Annotated in this window: 18 protein-coding genes and 1 pseudogene; 9 read left to right on the top strand and 10 right to left on the bottom strand. The window is 71.6% G+C overall.

The window, feature by feature from the left end; all coding sequences use genetic code 11:
- Nucleotides 1-139 precede the first annotated feature (139 nt).
- The 3 genes from KZ820_RS11495 (at nt 140) to KZ820_RS11485 (ending at nt 2,886) form a co-directional block, all read left to right on the top strand.
- On the top strand, nt 140-508 hold the full coding sequence (locus tag KZ820_RS11495; RefSeq protein ID WP_219748752.1) for a hypothetical protein: 369 nt from the start codon (nt 140-142) through the stop codon (nt 506-508).
- 106 nt (nt 509-614) lie between these two features.
- The gene (locus KZ820_RS11490) at nt 615-1,916 is read left to right on the top strand and encodes a UDP-glucose dehydrogenase family protein (protein ID WP_219748751.1); all 1,302 of its coding nucleotides are present in this window, start codon (nt 615-617) and stop codon (nt 1,914-1,916) included.
- A 91-nt stretch (nt 1,917-2,007) separates the two neighbouring features.
- Nucleotides 2,008-2,886, top strand: coding sequence for an SGNH/GDSL hydrolase family protein (locus KZ820_RS11485; protein ID WP_219748750.1), 879 nt, complete (start codon nt 2,008-2,010; stop codon nt 2,884-2,886).
- A gap of 303 nt (nt 2,887-3,189) precedes the next feature.
- Here the strand turns inward: KZ820_RS11485 and KZ820_RS11480 are convergent, their stop codons facing one another.
- The gene (locus KZ820_RS11480) at nt 3,190-4,695 is read right to left on the bottom strand and encodes an HWE histidine kinase domain-containing protein (protein WP_219748749.1); all 1,506 of its coding nucleotides are present in this window, start codon (nt 4,693-4,695) and stop codon (nt 3,190-3,192) included.
- A 120-nt stretch (nt 4,696-4,815) separates the two neighbouring features.
- On the opposite strand from KZ820_RS11480, the gene KZ820_RS11475 reads away from it, so the two are divergent.
- Entirely contained in the window at nt 4,816-6,117 is a 1,302-nt protein-coding gene (locus tag KZ820_RS11475) for a PQQ-dependent sugar dehydrogenase (RefSeq protein WP_219748748.1), read from the top strand.
- A 35-nt stretch (nt 6,118-6,152) separates the two neighbouring features.
- Here KZ820_RS11475 and KZ820_RS11470 read toward each other — a convergent pair whose 3' ends face one another.
- The gene (locus KZ820_RS11470) at nt 6,153-7,832 is read right to left on the bottom strand and encodes a PHA/PHB synthase family protein (protein ID WP_308462205.1); all 1,680 of its coding nucleotides are present in this window, start codon (nt 7,830-7,832) and stop codon (nt 6,153-6,155) included.
- A gap of 138 nt (nt 7,833-7,970) precedes the next feature.
- Between KZ820_RS11470 and KZ820_RS11465 the strand changes: the two genes are divergently transcribed.
- Nucleotides 7,971-9,179: an LL-diaminopimelate aminotransferase gene (locus tag KZ820_RS11465; protein ID WP_219748747.1), complete on the top strand. Its 1,209-nt coding sequence runs from the start codon at nt 7,971-7,973 to the stop codon at nt 9,177-9,179.
- A 159-nt stretch (nt 9,180-9,338) separates the two neighbouring features.
- On the opposite strand, the gene KZ820_RS11460 is transcribed toward KZ820_RS11465, so the two are convergent.
- From KZ820_RS11460 to KZ820_RS22190, 4 genes are all read right to left on the bottom strand, one after another.
- Entirely contained in the window at nt 9,339-10,043 is a 705-nt protein-coding gene (locus KZ820_RS11460; protein WP_219748746.1) for a gluconate 2-dehydrogenase subunit 3 family protein, read from the bottom strand.
- Nucleotides 10,040-11,773: a GMC family oxidoreductase gene (locus KZ820_RS11455; protein ID WP_219748745.1), complete on the bottom strand. Its 1,734-nt coding sequence runs from the start codon at nt 11,771-11,773 to the stop codon at nt 10,040-10,042. The genes KZ820_RS11460 and KZ820_RS11455 overlap by 4 nt, the downstream gene beginning before the upstream one ends.
- 424 nt (nt 11,774-12,197) lie before the next feature.
- A complete protein-coding gene (locus tag KZ820_RS22195) occupies nt 12,198-13,130 on the bottom strand; it encodes a tetratricopeptide repeat protein (RefSeq protein ID WP_308462204.1) in 933 nt (310 codons plus the stop codon).
- Nucleotides 13,051-13,356 (bottom strand): hypothetical protein, encoded by a 306-nt coding sequence (locus tag KZ820_RS22190; protein WP_308462211.1) that lies wholly within the window; start codon nt 13,354-13,356, stop codon nt 13,051-13,053. The genes KZ820_RS22195 and KZ820_RS22190 overlap by 80 nt, the downstream gene beginning before the upstream one ends.
- On the opposite strand from KZ820_RS22190, the gene KZ820_RS22185 reads away from it, so the two are divergent.
- Nucleotides 13,292-13,471, top strand: coding sequence for a hypothetical protein (locus tag KZ820_RS22185; protein WP_308462213.1), 180 nt, complete (start codon nt 13,292-13,294; stop codon nt 13,469-13,471). The genes KZ820_RS22190 and KZ820_RS22185 overlap by 65 nt on opposite strands.
- Before the next feature lie 149 nt (nt 13,472-13,620).
- Here KZ820_RS22185 and KZ820_RS22180 read toward each other — a convergent pair.
- Nucleotides 13,621-13,716, bottom strand: a pseudogene (locus KZ820_RS22180) (hypothetical protein); the annotation flags it as partial.
- A 51-nt stretch (nt 13,717-13,767) separates the two neighbouring features.
- Nucleotides 13,768-13,977, bottom strand: coding sequence for a hypothetical protein (locus KZ820_RS21905; protein ID WP_258048098.1), 210 nt, complete (start codon nt 13,975-13,977; stop codon nt 13,768-13,770).
- Nucleotides 13,978-14,226: 249 nt separating this feature from the next.
- On the opposite strand from KZ820_RS21905, the gene KZ820_RS11445 reads away from it, so the two are divergent.
- The 3 genes from KZ820_RS11445 to KZ820_RS11435 all read left to right on the top strand — a co-directional run bounded on the left by KZ820_RS11445 (nt 14,227) and on the right by KZ820_RS11435 (nt 17,904).
- The gene (locus KZ820_RS11445; RefSeq protein WP_219748744.1) at nt 14,227-15,210 is read left to right on the top strand and encodes a ferritin-like domain-containing protein; all 984 of its coding nucleotides are present in this window, start codon (nt 14,227-14,229) and stop codon (nt 15,208-15,210) included.
- 11 nt (nt 15,211-15,221) lie between these two features.
- The gene (locus KZ820_RS11440; protein ID WP_219748743.1) at nt 15,222-16,250 is read left to right on the top strand and encodes a ferritin-like domain-containing protein; all 1,029 of its coding nucleotides are present in this window, start codon (nt 15,222-15,224) and stop codon (nt 16,248-16,250) included.
- Nucleotides 16,251-16,425: 175 nt separating this feature from the next.
- Entirely contained in the window at nt 16,426-17,904 is a 1,479-nt protein-coding gene (locus KZ820_RS11435) for a UxaA family hydrolase (RefSeq protein ID WP_219748742.1), read from the top strand.
- Between the two features lie 75 nt (nt 17,905-17,979).
- Here KZ820_RS11435 and KZ820_RS11430 read toward each other — a convergent pair whose 3' ends face one another.
- Both KZ820_RS11430 and KZ820_RS11425 read right to left on the bottom strand, forming a co-directional pair.
- Complete coding sequence (locus KZ820_RS11430; RefSeq protein WP_219748741.1) at nt 17,980-19,077, bottom strand: PepSY-associated TM helix domain-containing protein; 1,098 nt, start codon at nt 19,075-19,077, stop codon at nt 17,980-17,982.
- Nucleotides 19,077-21,200, bottom strand: a complete 2,124-nt coding sequence (locus KZ820_RS11425) for a TonB-dependent receptor (protein ID WP_219748740.1) — start codon at nt 21,198-21,200, stop codon at nt 19,077-19,079. The genes KZ820_RS11430 and KZ820_RS11425 overlap by 1 nt, the downstream gene beginning before the upstream one ends.
- Between the last annotated feature and the right edge of the window lie 224 nt (nt 21,201-21,424).

Raw genomic sequence — 21,424 nt, 5'->3', positions numbered from 1 at the left:
CCCTTCCTCCTTTCGTCATCCCCGCCTGCGCGGGGATGACGAAAGGAGGGGGCGGCCAAGGCTCCCTGTCGGCGCCGCGCTCCTCGCTCCCCCTCGTCCCCTAGCATTTCCGTAACCCCTCCCCGCTACACCGGCCGCGATGGAACTCGCTCGCGCCTACAAGCAGCTGATTGACCAAATCGTCGCGACCGCCGGGCCCGCGCCGTTGCTCCACGTCCACGCCGGGCTCGCGATCTATCTGCTGGCGCGCCTCGTCCTGCGCGAGCGGCGCGGCTCGTTCGCCGCACTCCACTGCGTGTTCGCGGCCGAGATGCTCAACGAAGCGCTTGACTGGCTCGCCGCGTCGCCGAGCTGGACGCTGCGCGATACGCTCGGCGACGTCACGCTGACGATGCTGTGGCCCGTCGCCATCGCCGCGGTGGCGCAGCACCGCCGCCGGCGCTGGCGCCGCGCGACCGCCCGCCGACCCCGCCCCGCTGTACCAGCCGCCCCATATCCAAGCAGTTGAATGCTGCACTGCACCGCTTGCGGCTTGCCAGACCGCGAACGTAACGGGTAGCGCTCCGTGCGAGGGGCCGATCGCGTCCCATCGTCAATCAACAGGAGCGACCACCTTGCGCATCACCATGATCGGCTCGGGCTATGTCGGGCTGGTATCGGGCACCTGCTTCGCCGACTTCGGCCACGACGTCGTCTGCGTCGACAAGGATCAGGGCAAGATCGAGCGACTGCTCGCCGGCAAGATGCCGATCTACGAGCCGGGTCTGGAGGATCTCGTCGCGCGTAACGTCCAGGCCGGGCGCCTGCGCTTCACCACCGACCTCAAGGACGGCGTCAAGGACGCCGACGCGGTCTTCATCGCGGTCGGCACGCCGTCGCGCCGCGGCGACGGTCACGCCGATCTGTCGTACGTCTACGCCGCCGCCAAGGAGATCGGTGAGGCGATCACCGGCTATACCGTCATCGTCACCAAGTCGACCGTGCCCGTCGGCACCGGCGACGAGGTGGAGCGGATCATCGGCGAGGCCGCCCCGGACGCGGACTTCGGCGTGGTCTCCAACCCCGAGTTTCTGCGCGAGGGCGCCGCGATCGACGATTTCAAGCGGCCCGACCGCATCGTCATCGGCTCGGAGGACGAGCGCGCCACCGACGTGATGCGTCAGGTGTACCGCCCGCTGTACCTCAACGCCGCGCCGATCCTGGTGACCCGCCGCCGCACCGCCGAGCTGATCAAATACGCCGGCAACGCCTTCCTCGCGACCAAGATCACCTTCATCAACGAGATCGCCGATCTGTGCGAGAAGGTGGGCGCGGACGTGAAGGACGTCAGCCGCGGCATCGGGTTGGACAATCGCATCGGCGCCAAGTTCCTCCATGCCGGTCCCGGCTACGGCGGCTCGTGCTTCCCCAAGGACACGCTGGCGCTGCTCAAGACCAGCCAGGACTATGACGCGCCGCAGCGCATCGTCGAGGCGGTGGTGGCGGTCAACGACAACCGCAAGCGCGCGATGGGGCGCAAGATCGTCCACGCGATGGGCGACGACGTCCGCGGCAAGACCGTCGCGGTGCTGGGCCTGACCTTCAAGCCCAACACCGACGACATGCGCGACTCGCCCGCGATCGCCGTGATCCAGACGCTGCAGGACGCCGGCGCGACGGTGAAGGCCTATGACCCCGAGGGCATGGAGCAGGCCGAGAAGCTGCTCGGCGACGTGGTCTATTGCAAGGGGCCGTACGAGGCGATCGAGGGCGCCGACGCGCTCGCGATCGTGACCGAGTGGGACCAGTTCCGCGCGCTCGACCTCGATCGCGTCAAGTCGCTGCTCAAGACGCCGGTGCTGATCGACCTGCGCAACATCTACACGCCCGACGAGATCGCCGCGGCGGGTTTCCAGTATACCAGCATCGGTCGCTGAGCCGCGACGGCGCCGGTCCTCCGCTGAAGCGGGCGGATCGGCGCCGCGCTATACCCTTGGCAGCGGCGCGCGGGTCTGCTGTCTTGACGGCATGACCCGCCTCCTCCCCCGCGCGCTCGTCGCCGTGCTGCTACTCGCCGCGGCGTTGCCCCAGACCGCCGCCGCGCGCACCGTCCTCTTCATCGGCAACAGCTTCACCTTCGGCGCCAACTCGCCGGTGCAGCGCTACCGACCCGATCGCGTCACCGATCTCAACGGCGAGGGGATCGGCGGCGTGCCCGCGTTGTTCAAGACCTTCGCCGACGAGGCCGGGCTCGACTGGCAGGTCAGCCTCGAGACCTCGCCGGGCAAGGAACTCGCCTGGCACCTCCAGAACCGGCGCGCGCTGATCGATCGATCGTGGGACGCGGTCGTGCTGCAGGGCTACAGCACGCTCGATCCGGCGCGACCCGGCGACCCGGCGCGCCACGTCGCCGCCGCGCGCGACCTCGCCGCGCTGTTCCGCGCGCGCAATCCCGCGGTGATCGTCGACCTCGTCGCCACCTGGTCGCGCGCCGACCTCACCTACCGCCCCGGCGCACGCTGGTCCGGCCAGCCGATCGTCGCGATGGCGGACGAGCTCGCCGCCGCGACCGACCGAGCGGTCGCGGAGGGGAACGGCCTCACCGCCGCGGTGGCGGTGGGCAGCGCATGGAACCGCGCGATCCGCGACGGGCTCGCCGACCCCGATCCCTATGACGGCATCGCGTTCGGCCAGGTCAGCCTGTGGAGCTGGGACCAGTATCACGCCAGCGCGGAGGGTTACTACCTTGAGGCGCTGATGACCTTCGGCACGCTCACCGGCACCGACCCGCACCGGCTCGACGGGCGCGAGCGCGCGGCCGACGACCTCGGGCTGGACCCGCGCGTCGCCACGCGGCTGCGCGCGATCGCCAGCGACGAGCTGCGCGCGCGCGGGCGGCTGGGGTGAGGGTGGCAGGGCGGCTCTGCGCCATGGTGCCTGGCCGCTGTCAGAACGGGTACGGATCGAGGCAGCCAGACGTAGCGACGGAATGTCGAGAGTCTCACTCCCTTGCCCTCGATACCGTCATCCCCTCGAAGACGGGGATCCATGAACGCTGAGGTCGCGGCTCAAGGCGGGACCCGCGCGTCTGGATCCCCGCCTGCGCGGGGATGACGAACAACGGGTCATGTCAAATTAGGGGCTGACGATGCGGCAAAGACCGCCCTCATCAAGCACCCTCACGTGCACCGAGGTCATGCGCCCCCCGCCCTACACCGGCGCCTCGACCTCGAACCGCACTCCCTCGGGTAAATAGGCCACGGCCACCGGACCGCTGACGTGCGGCGCCAGCACGCGCTCGATCATGCGCGAGCCGAAGCCGACGCGCGCCGGCGGAGTCACCGCGGGGCCGCCCTGCTCGACCCAGGAGAAACGGAAGCGGCGCGCGCCGTCGTCCCCCGCCAGCGTCCAGCGGATCGTCACCCGCCCCTCCGGCACCGACAAGGCGCCGTACTTGATCGCGTTGGTGGCGAGCTCGTGCAACGCCATCGACAGCGCCAGCGTGATCTCGGGGCTGAGCCGGATCGAGGGTCCCGCCGCGTCGAAGCGGCGGCCGTCGCGGTCGGCGAAGGGCGCGAGCACGCGCTCGACGATATCACCGATCGCCGCGCCCTCGACCTCGTCGTGCACCAGCAGCTCGTGCGCGGCGCCGAGGCTGGCGATACGCCCCGCCACCGCGCCGCGCGCGGCGGGGAGCGAGGGCGCGTCGCGCAGCGTCTGGCTCACCACCGCGCCAACGGTCGCCAGGATGTTCTTCACGCGATGCGTCAGCTCGCGCGCCAGCACGGCGCGATGTTCCTCGGCGAACTTGCGGTCGGAGATGTTGGTCGTGAAGCCCACCATCGCCAGCGGCGTGCCGTCGGCGCGATACTGCATCTCGGCGTGCACCGCGATCCAGCGCTGCTCGCCCGCCGGGGTGAGCACGCGATACTCGATGTCATAGGCCGCGCCGCGCTCGAATGTGGCGGTCATCGCCGCCGCGACGCGATCGCGGTCGATCGGGTGCACCGCGGCGACCAGCTCGTCGATCGTGATATCCTCGTCGGGTGCGCGACCGAAATTGGCCTTGCAGCTCGCCGAGGAGGTGATCGCGCCCGTCGCCGGATCGAGCGAGAAGGTACCCAGCCCGCCCGCGCGCAGCGCCAGCGCCAGCCGCTCCTCGCGCTCGGCGATCGCGGCGTCGCGCTCGGCCACCTCAAGGGCGAGCTGCTCACGATCCTGCTGCAATCGCGCGAGCCGATGGCGCTCGAGGGTCACGTCGAGCTGCGACGACACGAAGTACCGTAGCGACCCGTGAGCGTCATACACGGGGGCGACGGTCAGCCGGTTCCAAAAGGGCGCACCGTCGCGGCGGTGGTTGAGCAGGTCGACCTCGACGCGCTCGTGCCGCGCGATCGCCTCGCGCAGCCGAGTCACCTCGGCGGGGTCGGTCAGCGGGCCCTGCATGAAGCGACAGTTGCGGCCGACCAACTCGGCCGCGGTGAAGCCGGTCAGCGCCTCGAACGCGCGATTGACGTAGAGCAACGGGTTGTCGGGCAGCGTCGGGTCGCTGATCGCCATCGGCGTGATCGATTCGTCGAACGCCGCGACCCATGGATCGCCCTGCGCCAGTCGCGCCGCGAATGCGGCCACCGCCGCGCGGACCGCGGCGTCTGGCTCGCGCGGGAGCAGCGGTGGGGAGGCGCGGGAAGGATCGTCCAAGATGCTGGCTAGCATAGATTAGTCCTTCCGCGACGGCAACTCGCCGCGGCCTGCCCTGCGGCAGCGCGATGCCGCCTAGGCGAGCGCCGACGGCGCCACTAAGGTCGCGCGCGACCCGGGTAAGAGAGAGGATCTATGCTGCGGAATCTATTGGCCTTCACGACGATTTCCGCGGCGCTGGCAGGGTGCGGCGGCACGACCACCCCGGCCAGCAACCAGCAGCAGCCGAACGCCGCCGCCCCGAGCAGCGGCGCGCCCACCACCGCGGCCGCGCCGGTGAATTACGGCGATGCCAAGCCGGCCGCGACCAAGCCGTTCGACACCGCCACCGTGACGACCTTCGACCAGCCCTGGGCGCTCGCCTTCCTGCCCGACCGGCGCATGCTGGTGACCGAGAAGCCGGGGCAGATCTGGCTCGTCACCACCGACGGCAAGAAGACCAAGGTAAGCGGCGTGCCCAAGGTGCACGACGAGGGCCAGGGCGGCCTGCTCGACGTCGCCGTGTCGCCGCGCTTCGCCAGCGATCACGCGGTGTACATCAGCTACAGCGAGCCCGGCACCGGCGGCGACTCGCTCGCGCTGGCGCGCGCGACGATCGATCCTGCCGCGGCCGCACCCGCGTTGGCGGGGCTCAAGGTGATCTGGCGGCAGCTGCCGCGCGGCCAGGGCGGCCAGTTCGGCGCCTATATCGCCTTCGCGCCCGACGGCCAGCACCTGTTCCTCGCCGCGGGCGACCGCCAGCGCATGACGCCGGCGCAGGACCCCGACCAGCCCGTCGGCAAGATCCTGCGGCTGACGCTCGACGGCAAGCCCGCCCCTGGCAATCCCGCCGAGGGCAAGGTCGGCGCCACCACGCTGTCGCTGATCGACCCGCCCGAGAACACCGTCGCGGCGGCCAAGGCCAAGGGTCGGCAGGTCACCGTGCCCGCGCCGAACCTGACGCCGGCGGAGACGTGGAGCAGCGGCCATCGCAACCCCTATGGGCTCGCCTTCGACGCGCAGGGCCGGCTGTGGTCCGTCGAGATGGGGCCGAAGGGCGGCGACGAGCTCAACCTGATCGAGCCGGGCAGGAATTACGGCTGGCCCCTAGTGTCCTACGGCTCGAACTACGACGACGTGCCGATCCCGAGCCCGACGACGCGGCCCGACCTGGCCGAACCAGCGCTCTACTGGAACCCGGTGATCGCGCCGGCCGGGCTGACCTTCTACGACGGCACGCTGTTCCCCGACTGGCGCGGCTCGGCCTTCGTGGGCGGGCTGGCGGCGACCGCTCTGGTGCGGATCGCGTTCGACGGCACCAAGGCGCGCGAGGCGGAGCGCTGGGACATGGGCAACCGCATCCGCGCGGTGGTGAGCGGCCCCGACGGTGCGCTCTGGCTGCTCGAGGACGGCGCCGACGCCAAGCTGCTGCGGCTCACCCCGAAGAAGGCGGGCTGAGGCGGATCGCCCCTCTCCCGCGCGGGGGGAGGGCGTCACCGCGCGCGCACGTAGCTTCCTGGTGCGGGCTCGATCGCGGCCAGCGCGCTCGCGCCCGGCACGCGCGCGCCGGTGGCGGGCACCTCCTCGGGCGCGAGCGCGCGCAGCCACGCCGCCCAGTCGGGCCACCAGCTGCCCTTCACCTCGCGCGCGCCGGCGACGAACTCGTCGAGCGACGCCGCGCCTGCCTCGTTGATCCAGTGCTGGTATTTGCTCGCGGCCGGCGGGTTGACCACGCCGGCGATATGGCCCGATCCGGCCAGCACGAAGCGTAACGGCCCGCGGAAGTGCTCGGTGAGCTTCCACACGCTCTCGGCCGGCGCGATATGGTCCTCGCGCCCCGCCTGGACGTAGCTCGGCGTGGTCACGCGGGCGAGGTCGATCGGCACGCCCGCCACGCTCATCTCCCCCTTGGCCAGCCGGTTGTCGCGGTACAGGTCGGTGAGATAGGCGAGGTGCCATTTGGCGGGCAGGTTGGTGACGTCGCCGTTCCAGTGGAGCAGGTCGAACGGCACGTGATCCTTGCCGAGCAGATAGTTCTGCGTGACATAGTTCCAGATCAGGTCGCGCCCGCGCAGCAGGTTGAAGGTCGCGGCGAGATAGCGGCCGTCGAGGAAGCCCTGCGGGCTGAGCGTCGCCATGACCTTGAGCTGCTCGTCGTCGACGAAGTGGAGCAGGTCGCCGGCGCGGCTGAAATCCACCTGTGCGGTGAGGAAGGTGGCACTGGCGACGCGCGCCTCCTCCCCCTTGGCGGCGAGCAGCGCCAGCGTCGCGGCGAGCGTCGTCCCCGCGACGCAATAGCCGACGGTGTGGACCGCGGGCACGTCGAGCAGCGCGCGCACCGTGTCGATCGCGTCGAGCTGGGCGGCGACGTAATCGTCCCAGGTCACGTCGGCCATCGCCGCGTCGGCGGAGCGCCACGACACGACGAAGACGGTAATTCCCTGCTCCACCGCCCAGCGGATGAAGCTCTTCTCACGCGTCAGGTCCAGGATATAGAATCGGTTGATCCAAGGCGGGAAGATCACCAGCGGCGCGGCCAGCACCCGCTCGGTCGTGGGATCGTACTGGATCAATTCGTAGAAGGGCGTGCGCTTGATCACCTGGCCGGGTGTGGTGGCGAGATCCTCGCCGAGCGTGAAGGCGCCCTCCTTGCTGTGCGTCACCTGCCCGCGCCGCAGGTCGTCGAGCAGGTGCTGCAGCCCCGCGAGCAGATTCTCGCCGCGCGTCGCGATCGTGCGCTCGATCACCTCGGGGTTGGTCAGCGCGAAGTTGGACGGGCTCATCGCGTCGACGAAGCCGCGCGCGGCGAAGCGTAGCTGCGCGCGGGTGCGCTCGTCGACGCCGTCGAGCTGGTCGACGCCGCGCAGCAGGTGGTCGGCGACCAGCGCGTAGCTCTGGCGGATCCAGTCGAAGAGCGGGTGGTCCCGCCACGCCGCGGCGGCGAAGCGGCGATCCTTCTCGGGCGTGGCGGCGGCGGCGGCGTCGGGCGCGGCGAAGCGCTGCCAGAGCGCCAGATAGTCGCTCCAGAAGTCCTGCACCTGCGCCGCCGCTCTCTCCGGCGCGGCGAGCGGCACGCCCGCCTCCATCAGCATCTGCTGCGCGCGTCCCGCCACCCAGGTCCAGTGCTGGAGCTCGGCGAGATCGGGGATCGGCGGCTTGGTCGTCGCGCTCACGGCTCGTCGCTCCTCGTTGGCGCGCCCGGCATAGCGCAAGCTCGTTGCGCGGCGAAGCGCAGGCGAAGGCTTTTTCTGTCGGGCGGGTGCCGCGCGGGGCGAATGGCGATATAGGTGAACGGAAAGGAGTGCCCGCCCGTGTCCGACGAATTCTACCGCATGAAGCGCCTGCCGCCCTATGTCATCGCCGAGGTCAACGCGATGCGGGCACAGGCGCGCGCGGGCGGGGAGGACATCATCGACCTGGGCATGGGGAATCCCGACCTACCGCCGCCCGATCACGTCATCGCCAAGCTGGTCGAGGTGGCGCAGAAGCCGAGCGCGCACGGCTACTCGCAGTCGCGCGGCATCCCCGGGCTACGCCGCGCCCAGGCCAATTACTACGGCCGCCGCTTCGGGGTGGAGGTGGACCCCGAGACCGAGGTGGTCGTCACGATGGGATCGAAGGAGGGGCTCGCCAGCCTCGCCACCGCGATCACCGCGCCGGGCGACGTGGTGCTGGCGCCCAACCCGAGCTACCCGATCCACACCTTCGGCTTCATCATCGCGGGCGCGACGATCCGCGCGGTGCCGACCACGCCGGACGAACATTATTTCGAGAGCCTCGATCGCGCCGTGGCCTTCACCGTGCCGCGCCCGAGCGTGCTGGTGGTCAACTATCCCTCGAACCCGACGGCGGAGACGGTCGACCTCGCCTTCTACGAGCGGCTGGTCGCCTGGGCGCGCGCCAACGAAGTTTGGGTGATCTCCGACCTGGCCTATTCCGAGCTCTATTATGACGGGAAACCGACCGTCTCGATCCTCCAGGTGCCCGGCGCGCGCGACGTCGCGGTGGAGTTCACCAGCCTCAGCAAGACCTACTCGATGGCGGGCTGGCGGATCGGCTTCGCGGTCGGCAACCGCAAGCTGATCGCGGCGATGACGCGGGTGAAGTCCTATCTCGACTATGGCGCGTTCACGCCGGTGCAGGCCGCCGCCTGCGCCGCGCTCAACGGCCCGCAGGACATCGTCGAGAAGAACCGACAGCTCTATCACAAGCGCCGCGACGTGCTGGTGGAGAGCTTCGCGCGCGCCGGCTGGGACGTGCCCGCGCCGCGCGCCTCGATGTTCGCCTGGGCGCCGCTGCCGCCGGCGCTGGCACATCTCGGCAGCCTGGAATTCTCCAAGCAGCTGCTCAGCCACGCAAAGGTCGCGGTGGCGCCGGGCGTCGGCTATGGCGAGAACGGCGAGGGGTTCGTGCGGATCGCTTTGGTCGAGAACGAGCAGCGGCTGCGCCAGGCGGCGCGCAACGTGAAGCGCTACCTGCAGAGCATGGGCGTCAACGTGCCGGGCAAGGCGGCGGGGTGAGTTGAGGGGCGGGCTGGGCTACGAAACAAGCCTCTCCCCTTCGGAGAAGGGCTTGGGGTGGGGCCTTCGCCCGGACGCTGCGCCTGGGGAGAGCCCCACCCCCGCCCCCTCCCCTGAAGGGGAGGGGAGAGATCGCACGACATCTACGATCTCGCCCCCTCAGCTCCGCGCCACCGCCGGGGACAGCTTCAACTCACCCAGCACGCGGTCGAGATGCGCCAGCGCCTCGGGCGTCGGCCCCGGATACGGCCCCTCGGTCGGCTGGTCGCCGATATAGCCCATGTCGGCCTTGCCCTCGGGAAGGCTGTAATAGCCCGTGACGAAGAGGTAGCGCAGCTTGTCCATGAAGGCGACCGGCGCGACCATCCGCGGCGCCGGCGTCGCCACCGTCAGCGCGTCCATCAGCGTCGTGCGCTGCGCCGGCGCGAGCGCGACGAACGAGCGGCCGCCGAGCGCGCGGCTCTGCGCGTCGAGCCAGGCGAGCCCGGGCAGGATCCGCTCGCGATCGGCGCGCTGCACCGGATAGGGCGCGCTGACCCACTCGTCGACGAAGGCGGCGACGCCGAGCTTGCCCGCGCCCGGCGCGTCGCCATCGGGCGGCAGGATGAGATCGCCCAGCAGGTCGAGCGTGGCGCGCTGCGCGCGGTCGAGCGTCAGCGGCCACGGCACGCTGGGCTCCATCAGTTTGGGATCGCGGCCATAGCCGGGGGCGGGCTTCGCCGCGGGCAGGGCGGGCCAATCGACCACGGCGAAGGGCGGCGCGACCGCGGCGGCGCCGGCCTGCGCCAGTGCGGGCGGCTCGAACAAGGGCAAAGCGGCCGCGGCGGCGAGCCACTGCAGCGTGGTACGGCGCGATAGCGTCACGCGAGAGCTCCCGTCTTGATCCGTTGCGCCAGCCGCTCGGAGTTGCGAAGCGCGAGCGCGAGGATGGTCAGCGTCGGATTCTTGTGCGCGCCCGAGGCGAACACCGCGCCGTCCATCAGCACGAGGTTGGGCACTTCCCACGCCTCGCCGTAGCTGTTCACCACCGAGGTGCGCGGGCTGTCCCCCATGCGCGCGGTGCCGAGCTCGTGGATGATCTCGCCCCCCGCGGTCATGATCTGCTCGATCGGCAGGTCGGGGCTGAGGATCGTCCCGCCGAGCCGCTCGAACACGGCGTGCGCGGAGCGTCGGCCGTGCGCCACCTGGTTGACCTCGTTCTGCGACCATTTGAACGCGAAGCGCAGCACGGGGATGCCGAACTTGTCCTTCACGCCCGGATCGATCTCGCAGAACGTGTCCTTGTTCGGGATCATCTCGCCGCGCAGCGTGAGCCGCAGCGTCGCGCCCGAGGACTGGCGCACCGCCTGGCGCAGCGCGCTGCCATAAGCGCGCGGCAGCGTCGCGGGCGGCGGGATGTCGAAGCGGCCGCCGATCTCGAAATGATAGCCGCGCGCGAAGTCGAGCTCGCCGCGCGCCTGCTCCTTGTACTGCCAGAAGGGGATATAGATGTGCTGCCCGCCGATCCCGTCCTCGTTGTAGCGCGGTCGCCCGGCGAGCTTGGGAATATAGGCGGCGAACGAGGCGCCGGTGGAGTCGGTGAGGTTGCGCCCCAGCTCGCCCGAGCCGTTGGCGAGCCCGCGCCGGTCGGTGCCCGAGTTGAGCAGCAGCCGCGCGGTCTCGCCCGTCCCCGCCGCCAGCACCACCGCGCGCGCGCTCACCTGGTGGCGCTGCCCGGTCTTGCGATCGACATATTCGACCCCGGTGGCGCGACCGTTCGGCCCCATCAGCACGCGCGCCACCATCGCGTCGGTGACGACGCGCAGCCGCCCGGTCGCCTGCGCCTGCGGCAGCAGCGAGGTGGTGGTCTGGAACATCGCGCCGATCGTGCAGCCGCGCGTGCAGGGCGTGGCATTGAAGCAGGCGCTGCGCGGCGCGACGTCGTCGGGCATGTCGCGCGTGAGCACCGCGGTGTGCGCGGCGCGCACCGGGATGCCGATACTCTCCGCCGCGGCCTTGATCATCATCTCGGTGACGCGCGGCTTGGGCGGCGGCAGCAGACAGCCGTCGGGCGAGTCGGGGTGGTTCTCCAGCCCGAGCTTGCCGCCATTGACCCCGATCATCCGCTCGACGCGATCGTAATAAGGCGCGACGTCGTCGTAGCCGATCGGCCAGTCCACCCCGAGCTTGTCGCGCGAATACGGCTTGAAGTCGTACGGGCCCCAGCGCGGCGAGTGGCGACCCCAGTGGTTGGTGCGGCCGCCCAGCATACGCGGGCGATACCAGCGGAAGTCGCTGCCCGGGCGCGAGGTATAGGGCTCGCCGTCGACCTCCCAACCACCGCCGACGGTGGCGTCGAAATAGCCGAACGGCTTGTCCGGGGTGGACGCCCCGCGCAGCGGCGCGTCGCTCTCCGGCGCGAACATGTTGACTTCGGCCTTGGGGTCATAGTCGCGACCCGCCTCCAGTATCAGGCAGCGCAGCCCGGCCTTGGTAAGGCTATGCGCCGCCATCCCGCCGGCCGCGCCCGACCCGACGATGATCACGTCCGCGGGCGCGTCGGTCGCGCCCGCGCGCGCCGGTGCGGCGCCCGCCGCTCGGGCCTGTGTCGACATGCTCTCTCCCACTCCACCCACGCTCGTGGCCCTACCTAATGGCCGGGGCAGTCAGCGCAATCCCTTGATCGCCGGACGATACCGAGCGAAGCGGCTGGTCTCGACAGCGGCGCTCGCGAAGGTCGGGGCTGCCCGTTACCGGCCCGTTCGCCCGCGAGCGCTGCGATCGATGGTCGCACAGGGTGACGGACCGCGGCGCCAGGCTCTGCTGGGGTTCCCGCCCGCACGGGACCTCTGCGGAGCCGCTTCAACGTCGTCATCCCGGCCGAGAGCCCGGACTTGAGGTGCCACATAGCAGTGGCCTGGTCGTACGCGGCACCATGGATCCCGGGTCAAGCTCGGAATGACGATGTGGTGGTGCAGAGGTCCCGCAGGCGCGAGAGCACAAGGACAGTGCTCGGCGCGGTGTTGCGACAGCCGGGGCTCACTCCAATTCGATGCGCCTGGCGCGCTCGGTGAGGTGCGGGTCGATCGCCAGCGCGGCGCTGCGGTCGCGCGCGGCCTGGTCGGCGCGTCCTGCCTTGGCGGCGGCAAGGGCGCGTCCGTAAAGCGACCAGGCCATGCGCGGCGCGAGCCGAAGCGCCTTGTCATAGTCGGCCAGCGCGGCATCGAGCTCGCCGCGTCGCAGCCGCACCAGCGCGCGGCTGTCGAGATAGGCAGGGCGGTCGGGCGCGAGCTTCAGCGCGGCGTCGCAATCCGCCAGCGCGGCGTCGAGATCGCGGTTGAGCTGCGCGCGCGCCCAGCAGCGACCGTTGAGCGCGTTGGCACGGCGCGCGTCCTCGGGATGCGTGCGCAGCCAGGCGTCATAGCTGGTGAGCGCCGCGGCGGGCCGGTCGACCCGGTCCCACAGGCCGGCGAGCGTCAGCCGCGGCGCGCTGGAGGGCGCCAGAGTCGCGTCGGCCGCTTCCAGGTCGATGGTGGCGCCGGGTCGGTCGCCGCCGGCCAGCCGCAGCCTGGCCCGCTGCAGCCGCGCCTCGGCGTCCTGCGGCGCGAGCTCGATCGCGCGGTCGAGGTCGGCCAGCGCGGGCAGCGTCTGTCGGTCGGCGAGCCGCGCCGCGGCGCGCTGGCGATAGTATCGCGCCTCCTTGGGCGCGAGCGCGACGGCGCGGTCGAGGTCGGCGATCGCATCGGCCAGCTTGTGATTGGCGGCGAGCACCGCGCCGCGCCGGCTGAACCCCTCGGCGTCGGTGGGGGCGCCGGCGCGATCCGTCAGGTCGATCGCCGCGCCCGCCGCGGTGCGCGCGCCATGCGGGGTGAGGCCGAACAGCGGCCCGCCGTCATAGGTGACGTACATCGTCCGGGTCGCGTTGCTGACCAAGAGGCGGTGCGTCAGGAAGAAATCGACGCCGATCAGCATGTCGGCCTGCTTCAGGTCGACGTCTTCGATGGCGATCCGCGGCCGTTTGATCACCTCGCCGCCGATCTCGATCGAGCCGAAGGTGGCCCGCCACGCCGCCACGCCGCGCTGGCCCAGGCCGAACCCCGGCCCGGTCACCTCGACCCCCCGGCGTATCGGGCGTGACGCCGATCCGCCTCGCCGCGGCGCGCGTGAGCATCGACTCCGAGGCGCCCGTGTCGAACAGTGCGCGCAGCGACGTGCCGTCGATCGTCACCCGCGCGACGGTGTGCGGCTTGAACGGGCCAACCTCGGGGCGCTCCAGCGTGAGCGTCGTCACGGGCTTGTCGCCGGCCCAATAGGCCAGGTTGACCTTGCCGCAGCCGCTGGTGCGCATCAGCCGCACCATGCCGTGGGGCAGGTCATATTCCACGTCCGCCAGTCCGAGGATATTCTGCCCGAGCAGCCCGGTCGTGCCGGTGTCGCTGCCGCCGACGATGAAGTCGATCCGCGGCAGCGTCGCGCGCCCCAGCGAGAAGTCGCGCACCTTGGCCACGGCCGCGCTGGCGGATCCGCCGATCACACCGAGCTTGAACGACGGCGGCAGCGGCTCGACCCTGAGCCCGAGCTCGGCCGCGCTGGCGCGCGACAGCGTGCTTTAGAAGGCGCCGCTGTCGAGGAGGAAGGCGACGTCGCGTGCGCGCACGCGACTTTGAACGATGGGGCGCTGCCCCGCCATCGTCACGGGGAGCTCCAGCATCTTGCTGACCTGGCAGTCGGCACGCGCGGCCGCGGGCGCCAGCGCTCCTGCCCCTAGCAGCACGACGATCGCCGCTGCCCGTCCCTGTCGCGCCCGACCCATCCGCATTGCCCCCTCTCTGTCGCGATCCGCTGCGTCGTACGGAACGCCGGGCAAGCGCCCCCGGCGGGGGCGACGCGCCTGCCCGATCCGATCCGGACCTCGTTTCCGCTTAGCGCGCCTGCCGCGCGTTCGACGTCCGGTGTCGCCGCCGCGGGTAAGGACGCGATCGTTTCGGTCCTGACGCATCCTTTTCGCCGGCCCCTCGTATCCCCCTCGCGCGCGACGTGACGCCGCGCCGAAGAGGGAGAGCGTTCGATGGCCGCGGGCGAGAGACTGATCGAGGCGCGCGCGCGCCGCCGCGAGGAGCGCCGCGCCTTCTTCCGCGACGCCGCAGGCGTGGCGGTGCTGGGAGCGGGCGGGCTGATGCTGGCGCGCGAGGCCAGCGCGCAGACCGCGGCGAGCGACGCCGATATCCTCAACTTCGCGCTCAACCTCGAATATCTCGAGGCGCAATTCTACAGCTACGCGGTCTCCGGCGTCGGGCTGGCGGCGGACCAGCTCACCGGCACGCAGACGCAAGGGTCGGTCACGGGGGCCCGTCGCGCCGCGCTGAGCGACCCGGCGGTGATCCAGTACGCGCGCGAGATCGCCGCCGACGAGGTCGCCCATGTCGCCGTGCTGCGCCGCGTGCTCGGCAGCGCCGCGGTGGCGCAGCCCGCGATCGACCTGTCGACCACGGTCTTCACCGCCGCCGCCAGGGCCGCCGACATCGACCTCGACGCCAGCGGCGGCGTGTTCGACCCGTACGCCAGCGACGACAATTTCCTGCTCGCCGCCTTCCTGTTCGAGGACGTCGGCGTCACCGCCTACAAGGGCGCCGCGCCGCTGCTCAGCGACGTCGCGATCGTCGACGCCGCGGCGGGGCTGCTCGCCGCCGAGGCCTTCCACGCCGGGCTGATCCGCAGCGCGCTCTACCGCCGCGGCGTCGACGTCGACGACCTGCGCGAGAAGGCCGACAAGCTCTCCGACGCGCGCGACGATCTGGACGGCGACGACGATTCGGACGGCCCACCGCGCCGCGTCGACGACGACGACCAGGGCATCTCGCCGGTCACCTCGATCTACGGCCGCGCCGCCAACGTCGTCCCCACGGACGGGCGCGGGCTGGTGTTCGGCCGTACCGTCGAGCAGGTCCACAACATCGCCTATCTCACCGACAAGCAGGTCAGCGCGGGCGGTTTCTTCCCGGCCGGGACCAATAATGCCAATGCGGCGCTTCGTCGCTCCGGCGCGAACTAAGGAACACGGCGATGAGCGATCCGATCGAGTTCCTCGACCTCATGGAGCGCGCCGAGCAGCAGCGCCAGGCGCGCCGCCGCTTCATCCGGCTGTGCGGCGGTGCCGCGGCGATGACGGGCGGGCTGGCGCTGCTGTCGGGATGCGGCGACGACAATGATAACGGCTCACCGACGCCTTCGCCGACTCCGACGCCGAGCGGCGCGATCACCGACGTCGCGGTGCTCAACTTCGCGCTCCAGCTCGAATATCTGGAGGGCGCCTATTACGCCTATGCGGTGTCGGGCAGCGGCGTCGACGGCGCGCTGCTGACCGGCATGGGCACGCAGGGGCCGGTGGTGACCGGCAGCGGCGCGGGCGCGGCGCGCGCGGTCGACTTCAGCGACGACGTGGTCGCCGAGTACGCGCGCGAGATCGCCGCCGACGAGATCGGCCACATCCGCTTCCTGCGCGAGACGTTGGGCAGCGTGCGCGTGGCGCAGCCCGCGATCAACATCTCGGGCAGCGCGAGCGTGGACGTCGCGGGCACCACCGCGGTCGGCGCCTTCACCGCGGCGGCGCGCGCCGCCGGGGTGATCGGCGCGGGCGACATCTTCGATCCCTATGCCAGCGACGAGAACTTCCTGATCGGCGCCTACCTGCTCACCGACGTCGGCGTCAGCGCCTACCGCGGCGCCGCCAGGCTGCTCACCAACAAGACCTATCTCGAGGCGAGCGCGGGCATCCTCGCCGCCGAATGCTACCATGACGCGACGATTCGCGCCGAGCTGTGGCGCCGCGGGTTGACCGTGCCGAGCATCTACACGCGGGTGAGCCAGATCTCGGCGCTGCGCGACTCGCTCGACGGCGCGGGCGACACCGACCAGGACATCGGCACGGCAGCGACCGCCAATCTCGTGCCGACCGACGGCGACGGGCTGGTGCTGGGGCGCAGCGCGGCGCAGGTGCTCAACGTCGTCTTCCAGAACGGCGCGGCGGTGACGGGCGGCGGTTTCTTCCCCGCCGGGCTCAACGGCACGATCCTGACGAGCGGCGCAGGCTGAGCGCGCGGACGCGCCCGTCTTCCGGCGAAAGCCGGAGCCCTGAGCCGCAAGCGTCGTACGGGCGGTCCTGGACTCCCGCGCTTGCAGGAGGACGCCCGCCGTCCGAACGCGGCAATTCAAAGCGGCTGGATCATGCGCTAGTGTTCAAGCCATCGGTCCGGAATCCGGAGGTAAGATGGCCAGCGCCCTCAAGATCGCGCCCGGCGACAGCGTCGCCACCCTGCTCGACGACGCGCGCGCGGGCGAGACGCTCACGCTTGCCGGAGACACGCTGACGCTCGCGCAGGACGTGGCGCGCGGGCACAAGGTCGCGGTCGCCGCGCTCGCGCCGGGCGAGGCGGTGATCAAATACGGCTATCCGATCGGCCACGCCACCGCGCCGATCCGCCCCGGCGAGCACGTCCACTCGCACAACCTCGCCACCGCGCTCGACGCCACGCTCGACTATCGCTACGCGCCCGCGCCGCCCGCCACGCTGGAGCGCCCGACCGCGGCGAGCTTCCTCGGCTATCGCCGCGCCGACGGCCGCGTGGCGACGCGCAATGAGATCTGGGTGCTGCCGACGGTGGGCTGCGTCGCGCGCACCGCCGAGCGGATCGCGGCGCGCGCCGCCGCGCTGGTCGGCGACGCGGTCGACGGCGTGCACGCCTTCACTCACCCGCACGGCTGCTCGCAGCTGGGACAGGACCTGGGCGGGACGCGCGCGATCCTCGCCGCGCTGGCGGCGCATCCCAATGCGGGCGGCGTGCTGATCGTCGGCCTGGGCTGCGAGGAGAACCAGGTCGCCGCGCTGATCGAGGCGATCCCAGCCACGGCGCGCGGCCGGGTGCGCGCGCTCACCGCCCAGGCGAGCGCGGACGAGGTGGAGGAAGGCGTCGCCATCGTCGCCGCGCTGGCCGAGGCGGCGCGCGCGACGCGCGAGCCCTGCGCGCTCGGCGAGCTGGTGCTCGGGGTCAAATGCGGCGGCTCGGACGGCCTGTCGGGGCTCACCGCCAACCCGCTGGTCGGCCGCATCAGCGACCGCATCGTCGCGGCGGACGGCAGCGTCGTCTTCACCGAGATCCCCGAGATCTTCGGCGCCGAGCAGTCGCTGATGGACCGCGCCAGTGACCATCGCGTGTTCGACGGCATCGCCGGGCTGGTCAACGACTTCAAGCGCTACTTCCTCGACCACGGCGAGACGGTCTCGGAGAACCCCTCACCCGGCAACGTCGCGGGCGGGATCACCACGCTGGAGGAGAAGTCCCTCGGCGCGGTGCAGAAGGCCGGGCGCGGGCCGATCAGCGACGTGATCGGCTATGGCGCGGCGGCGCACGCGCGCGGGCTGACGCTGCTCGAGGCGCCGGGCAACGACGCGGTGTCCTCGACCGCGCTGGCCGCCGCGGGCGCGACCGTGATCCTGTTCACCACCGGGCGCGGCACCCCGCTCGGCTTTCCCGTGCCGACGGTGAAGATCGCCTCGAACAGCGGCCTGGCCGAGCGCAAGCCGGGCTGGATCGACTTCGACGCGGGCGCGGTGCTGAAGCGCGGCTTCGACGCCACCGCCGACGCGCTGCTGGCGCGCATCGTCGCGATCGCCTCGGGCGAGCCCACCGCCGCCGAGCGCAACGGCGAGCGCGAGATCGCGATCTGGAAGCGCGGCGTGACGCTGTGAGGCGTGCACTACTCGTCCGACGTCCTTACCAATTTTCCCCTGTAAGGGGAGGATCAGCTTGCGGCCGTCCCGGATCTACAGGGCGATCCGCTTGCGCGACGTGACAGAGCGCCTCCTTCGCCGCGCCGCGCTCACCCGCGCCCGCGTCGCCCAGAAACCGTAGACCGCGAGGCTGCCGAGCAGCGCCAGCGCCAGGCCCGAGGCGGTGATCGCCAGCTTCCATGCCAGGCCGCCGACCTTCGCGGCGTGGAGCGGGTAAAGCTTCTCGCGCGCGTGCTCGTGCGCGCCGCCGACCGCGGGATCGGCGACGCCGACGATCGCGAGCATCGCCGGATCGGCGTAGACGAAGGTCCGCCCGTTCGGCGTCCACTCGAACGGCTGCCGTAGCCGCAGCGCCAGCGGCGCGCCCGCGTCGCGCGGCCATTGCACCCGCCGCACCTCCGCACCGGGGAAGCGTCGCGCCGCCGCCACCAGCAGCGGGCCGAAGCGTGTCGGCGTCGCGGGCGTCGTGTCGGTCGTCACCAGCTTGGGCGGCCGCGCCCGGTCGCTCATACCGAGCGGCGCCAGCAGCAGCCGCTCCACCGCCGGCAGCGCCATCATCGCGCCGGTGAGCAGCGACAGCGCGAGCAGCGGTGCGGTCAGCACGCCGAGGTCGCGGTGGTGGTGGACGATCGCGCCCGAGGTCATCCGCGCGGGCCAGAGTCGCGGACGGAAGCGCATACGCGTCCGCCACCACAGCACGACGCCGCTCACCACCAGCACCAGCCCGACCAGCGCCGCGACGCCATTCACCGTCTCGCCGAGCTCGCCCAACAGTAGGCGGTGGTGGAGGTCGAACAACAGCAGCTCGGGCCGCTGCCACGCGCTCGACCAGCGCGCCACCACCTCGCCGCTCTGGCTGAGATAGGCGCCCCCGCCGTCGCGAAACACGACCTGGTGCACCCCCAGCCCCTCGCCCGCGAGCGTCACGCGATCGAGCGGCCGCGCGCCCCCGGCGAGCGCGTCGAGCACGCGCGCCAGCGCGGCGGGGTCGCGCGACACCGCGTCGCGGACGTGCGGCACCACCGTCAGCGTATCGCGCCACACCAGCAGCGCGCCGGTGACGCCGAGCAGCGCGAGCAGCACGCCGACGATCGCGCCGACCCAGCGGTGCAGCAGCGCCAGCGCGCGCATCAGAAGCTCGTCTGCCAGCTCAACGTCGCGTTGCGCCCGCGGCCGGTATAGAAGCGCGCGTTGTCGGTCGGTCCCTGCGTGTCGCTGTAGTAGGTGACGTAGTCGGTGTTGCCGAGGTTCTGCACGCTCAGCATCAGCCGCCCGACCGGCGCGTCATAGGCGAGATAGGCGTCAAACAGGCGGTAGCCGCCGAAGTCGTTCGCGATCGGCTGGCCCTGGAAGCGGCGCGACAGATAATAGCGCCCCTGTACCCGCGCGCTGAAGCGCCCGGCGCGATAGTCGGCGCTGAGGTTGAGCCGGTCGGGCGAGATGTTGGCGCCGTCGAGGTCGGCGTCGAGCCGGCCGTCCCCGTTCGTGTCGGTGCGGCCGGTGACGTGGCTGTAGCCGAGTGCGACGTTGAGCCCGGGAAGCGGGGTGAGCGTGTCGAGGTTGAGCTCCAGCCCCTGGATGTCGATCGGTTGGCGCACCACGTTGAAGATGCCGTCGTCGCCACGCACCAGCACCGAGCCCGCCTCGCTCGACGACCAATAATAGGTGCTGCTCGCGGTGAGCGGGCCGCGCTTGAGCTCGACGCCGACCTCGCGATTGTTCGAGATCACCGGGGTGAGGTCGAGGAAGTCGTCGATCCGGACATTCGGCTGGTTCACCGCGCGCAGCACGCGTCCGATGTCGGCGATCGTATAGCCCTCGGCGTAGCTGCCATAGGCGCGGATACCCGCGGCGGGCTCGAGCACGACGCCGCCGTTCCATAGCGCGCGCTCGAACGCGGGCGAGCCGCCGGTGACGCGGCGCGCACCCGAGGTCGCCAGCGTGGTGTAATCGGGCACGTCGAGCCGGACATTCTCGTAGCGCACGCCGCCGGCGAGACGCACCAGGCCGTCCGCCAACCTGAGGTTGCCCTGCGCGAACGGCGCGAGGCTGCGGAAGTCGGTCCGCGGCACCCACGCGCGCTGCGTCTGCACCAGCGTCTGCGCGGTGCGGTCGACCAAAGCGTCGAACCCGGCGGTGAGCGTCAGCGCCTGCCAGCCGGGCACCGCGCGCTCGTAGCTCAGCTTGCCGCCGAGCTTGCGCGAGACGTTGCGCGACTGGTCGAACAAGGTGCCGACCGGCGCGATCGCGGCGTCCTGGAAGGTCGCGAGCACGCCGCCCGCGAACGTGTCGCTGGTGCGGTTGTAGAAGCCCTGCAGCGTGAAGGCGCCTCCCGCCAGCGCACCGTCGGTGAGCGAGGCCGAGACCATCTGCGCGACGCCAGTAGAGGGCTGTCCCGGAGTCGAGCCGCGCCGCGTCGTCGCGGGCACGCCCGTGGCGCGATCGCCCTCGACCGGGACATAATGGTCGCGCCCCTCGAGATGGAAGCGGCTCGCCACCACTTCCAGCCGCGCGCTGTCGCTCAGCGCCACGCCGGCGCGCGCGAAGAAGGAGAGCGTGTCGGTGTCCTGGATCTCGCTCTGGTTGCCGTCATAGCCGACGCGGCGCCCGCGCCCGTCGAGAAAGGCGCCGCGCCGCTCGAACGCGGCCCCGGCGGTCGCGTCGACGCGCCCGGCGCGATAGCTCACCAGCGCGCCGAGCTTGCCGCCGAGCGACTCGCCCGAGAGATCGTCCCCCGCGTTGCCCTGCACCAGCGTGCGCCCGCTCCAGCCGTCGCGCTCGGGCGCGCGCACCGTCACCTGGTTGACCACGCCGCCGGTCGCGCCGATGCCCTGGAGCGCGTTCGAGCCGTAGATCACCTCGACGCGGTCGATGAAGAAGGGGTCGATCGTGTAGCCGTCGCGCGCGCCGTCGCGGATCGGCGTGGTCTGCGGGATGCCGTTGATCGCGTAGAGTGGCGAGCGGCCGCGCAGCGTCTCGCCGACGCCGGTGATCTTCTCGCGCGTTGGCGAGAACGCCGGCAGCAGCGCCGACACCGCGTCGACCACCGAGCCCGACACCGCGACCTGCCGCGACAGTGTCTCGCGATCGATCACGTCGACGGTCAGCGGCAGCGCGCTCGCGGGGAGGACGGTGCGCGCAGCGGTGACGACGACCTCGCCGCGCGCGTCACTCGCCGATGCGGACTCGCCCGGCAGCTGCGCACTCGCGCCCGAGGCGCACAGGCCCGCCAACACTCCCCAAGTGATCCGCATCCCCGTCCCCTCCCGTGGATCAACTGCTCGGCCATCTCCTCCGTGCTCCCGCGCGCGGGGGCGCAGCAGCCCTGAGCGTTGCCGGCTGTGGCCTGCTGGGCCGCGGATTCCCGCGTTCGCGGGATAAAAGCTGAGGGTTGAGCCGCTGATCCTTCCCGGCGCGATAGACACCATCTCAAGCTAATGCAAGTCGGTCGCATTAGTCTGAGCCGGCGATTGTGCAC

Origin of the sequence: Sphingomonas citri, from assembly GCF_019429485.1 — a bacterium.
GTDB classification, from domain to species: domain Bacteria; phylum Pseudomonadota; class Alphaproteobacteria; order Sphingomonadales; family Sphingomonadaceae; genus Sphingomonas; species Sphingomonas citri.
Note: the sequence above shows the minus strand (reverse complement) of the source record. Positions and strands in the feature narration are given on the sequence as shown.

Bases quoted from the DNA above. Each gene is read 5' to 3' on its own strand.
- KZ820_RS11475 (WP_219748748.1), top strand. From the start codon at position 4,816: ATGCTGCGGAATCTATTGGCCTTCACGACGATTTCCGCGGCGCTGGCA.
- KZ820_RS11430 (WP_219748741.1), bottom strand. From the start codon at position 19,077: ATGCGCGCGCTGGCGCTGCTGCACCGCTGGGTCGGCGCGATCGTCGGC.
- KZ820_RS11480 (WP_219748749.1), bottom strand. From the start codon at position 4,695: ATGCTAGCCAGCATCTTGGACGATCCTTCCCGCGCCTCCCCACCGCTG.
- KZ820_RS11485 (WP_219748750.1), top strand. From the start codon at position 2,008: ATGACCCGCCTCCTCCCCCGCGCGCTCGTCGCCGTGCTGCTACTCGCC.
- KZ820_RS11435 (WP_219748742.1), top strand. From the start codon at position 16,426: ATGGCCAGCGCCCTCAAGATCGCGCCCGGCGACAGCGTCGCCACCCTG.
- KZ820_RS11425 (WP_219748740.1), bottom strand. From the start codon at position 21,200: ATGCGGATCACTTGGGGAGTGTTGGCGGGCCTGTGCGCCTCGGGCGCG.
- KZ820_RS11445 (WP_219748744.1), top strand. From the start codon at position 14,227: ATGGCCGCGGGCGAGAGACTGATCGAGGCGCGCGCGCGCCGCCGCGAG.
- KZ820_RS22195 (WP_308462204.1), bottom strand. From the start codon at position 13,130: ATGCTGATCGGCGTCGATTTCTTCCTGACGCACCGCCTCTTGGTCAGC.
- KZ820_RS11440 (WP_219748743.1), top strand. From the start codon at position 15,222: ATGAGCGATCCGATCGAGTTCCTCGACCTCATGGAGCGCGCCGAGCAG.
- KZ820_RS21905 (WP_258048098.1), bottom strand. From the start codon at position 13,977: ATGCGGATGGGTCGGGCGCGACAGGGACGGGCAGCGGCGATCGTCGTG.
- KZ820_RS11455 (WP_219748745.1), bottom strand. From the start codon at position 11,773: ATGTCGACACAGGCCCGAGCGGCGGGCGCCGCACCGGCGCGCGCGGGC.
- KZ820_RS11495 (WP_219748752.1), top strand. From the start codon at position 140: ATGGAACTCGCTCGCGCCTACAAGCAGCTGATTGACCAAATCGTCGCG.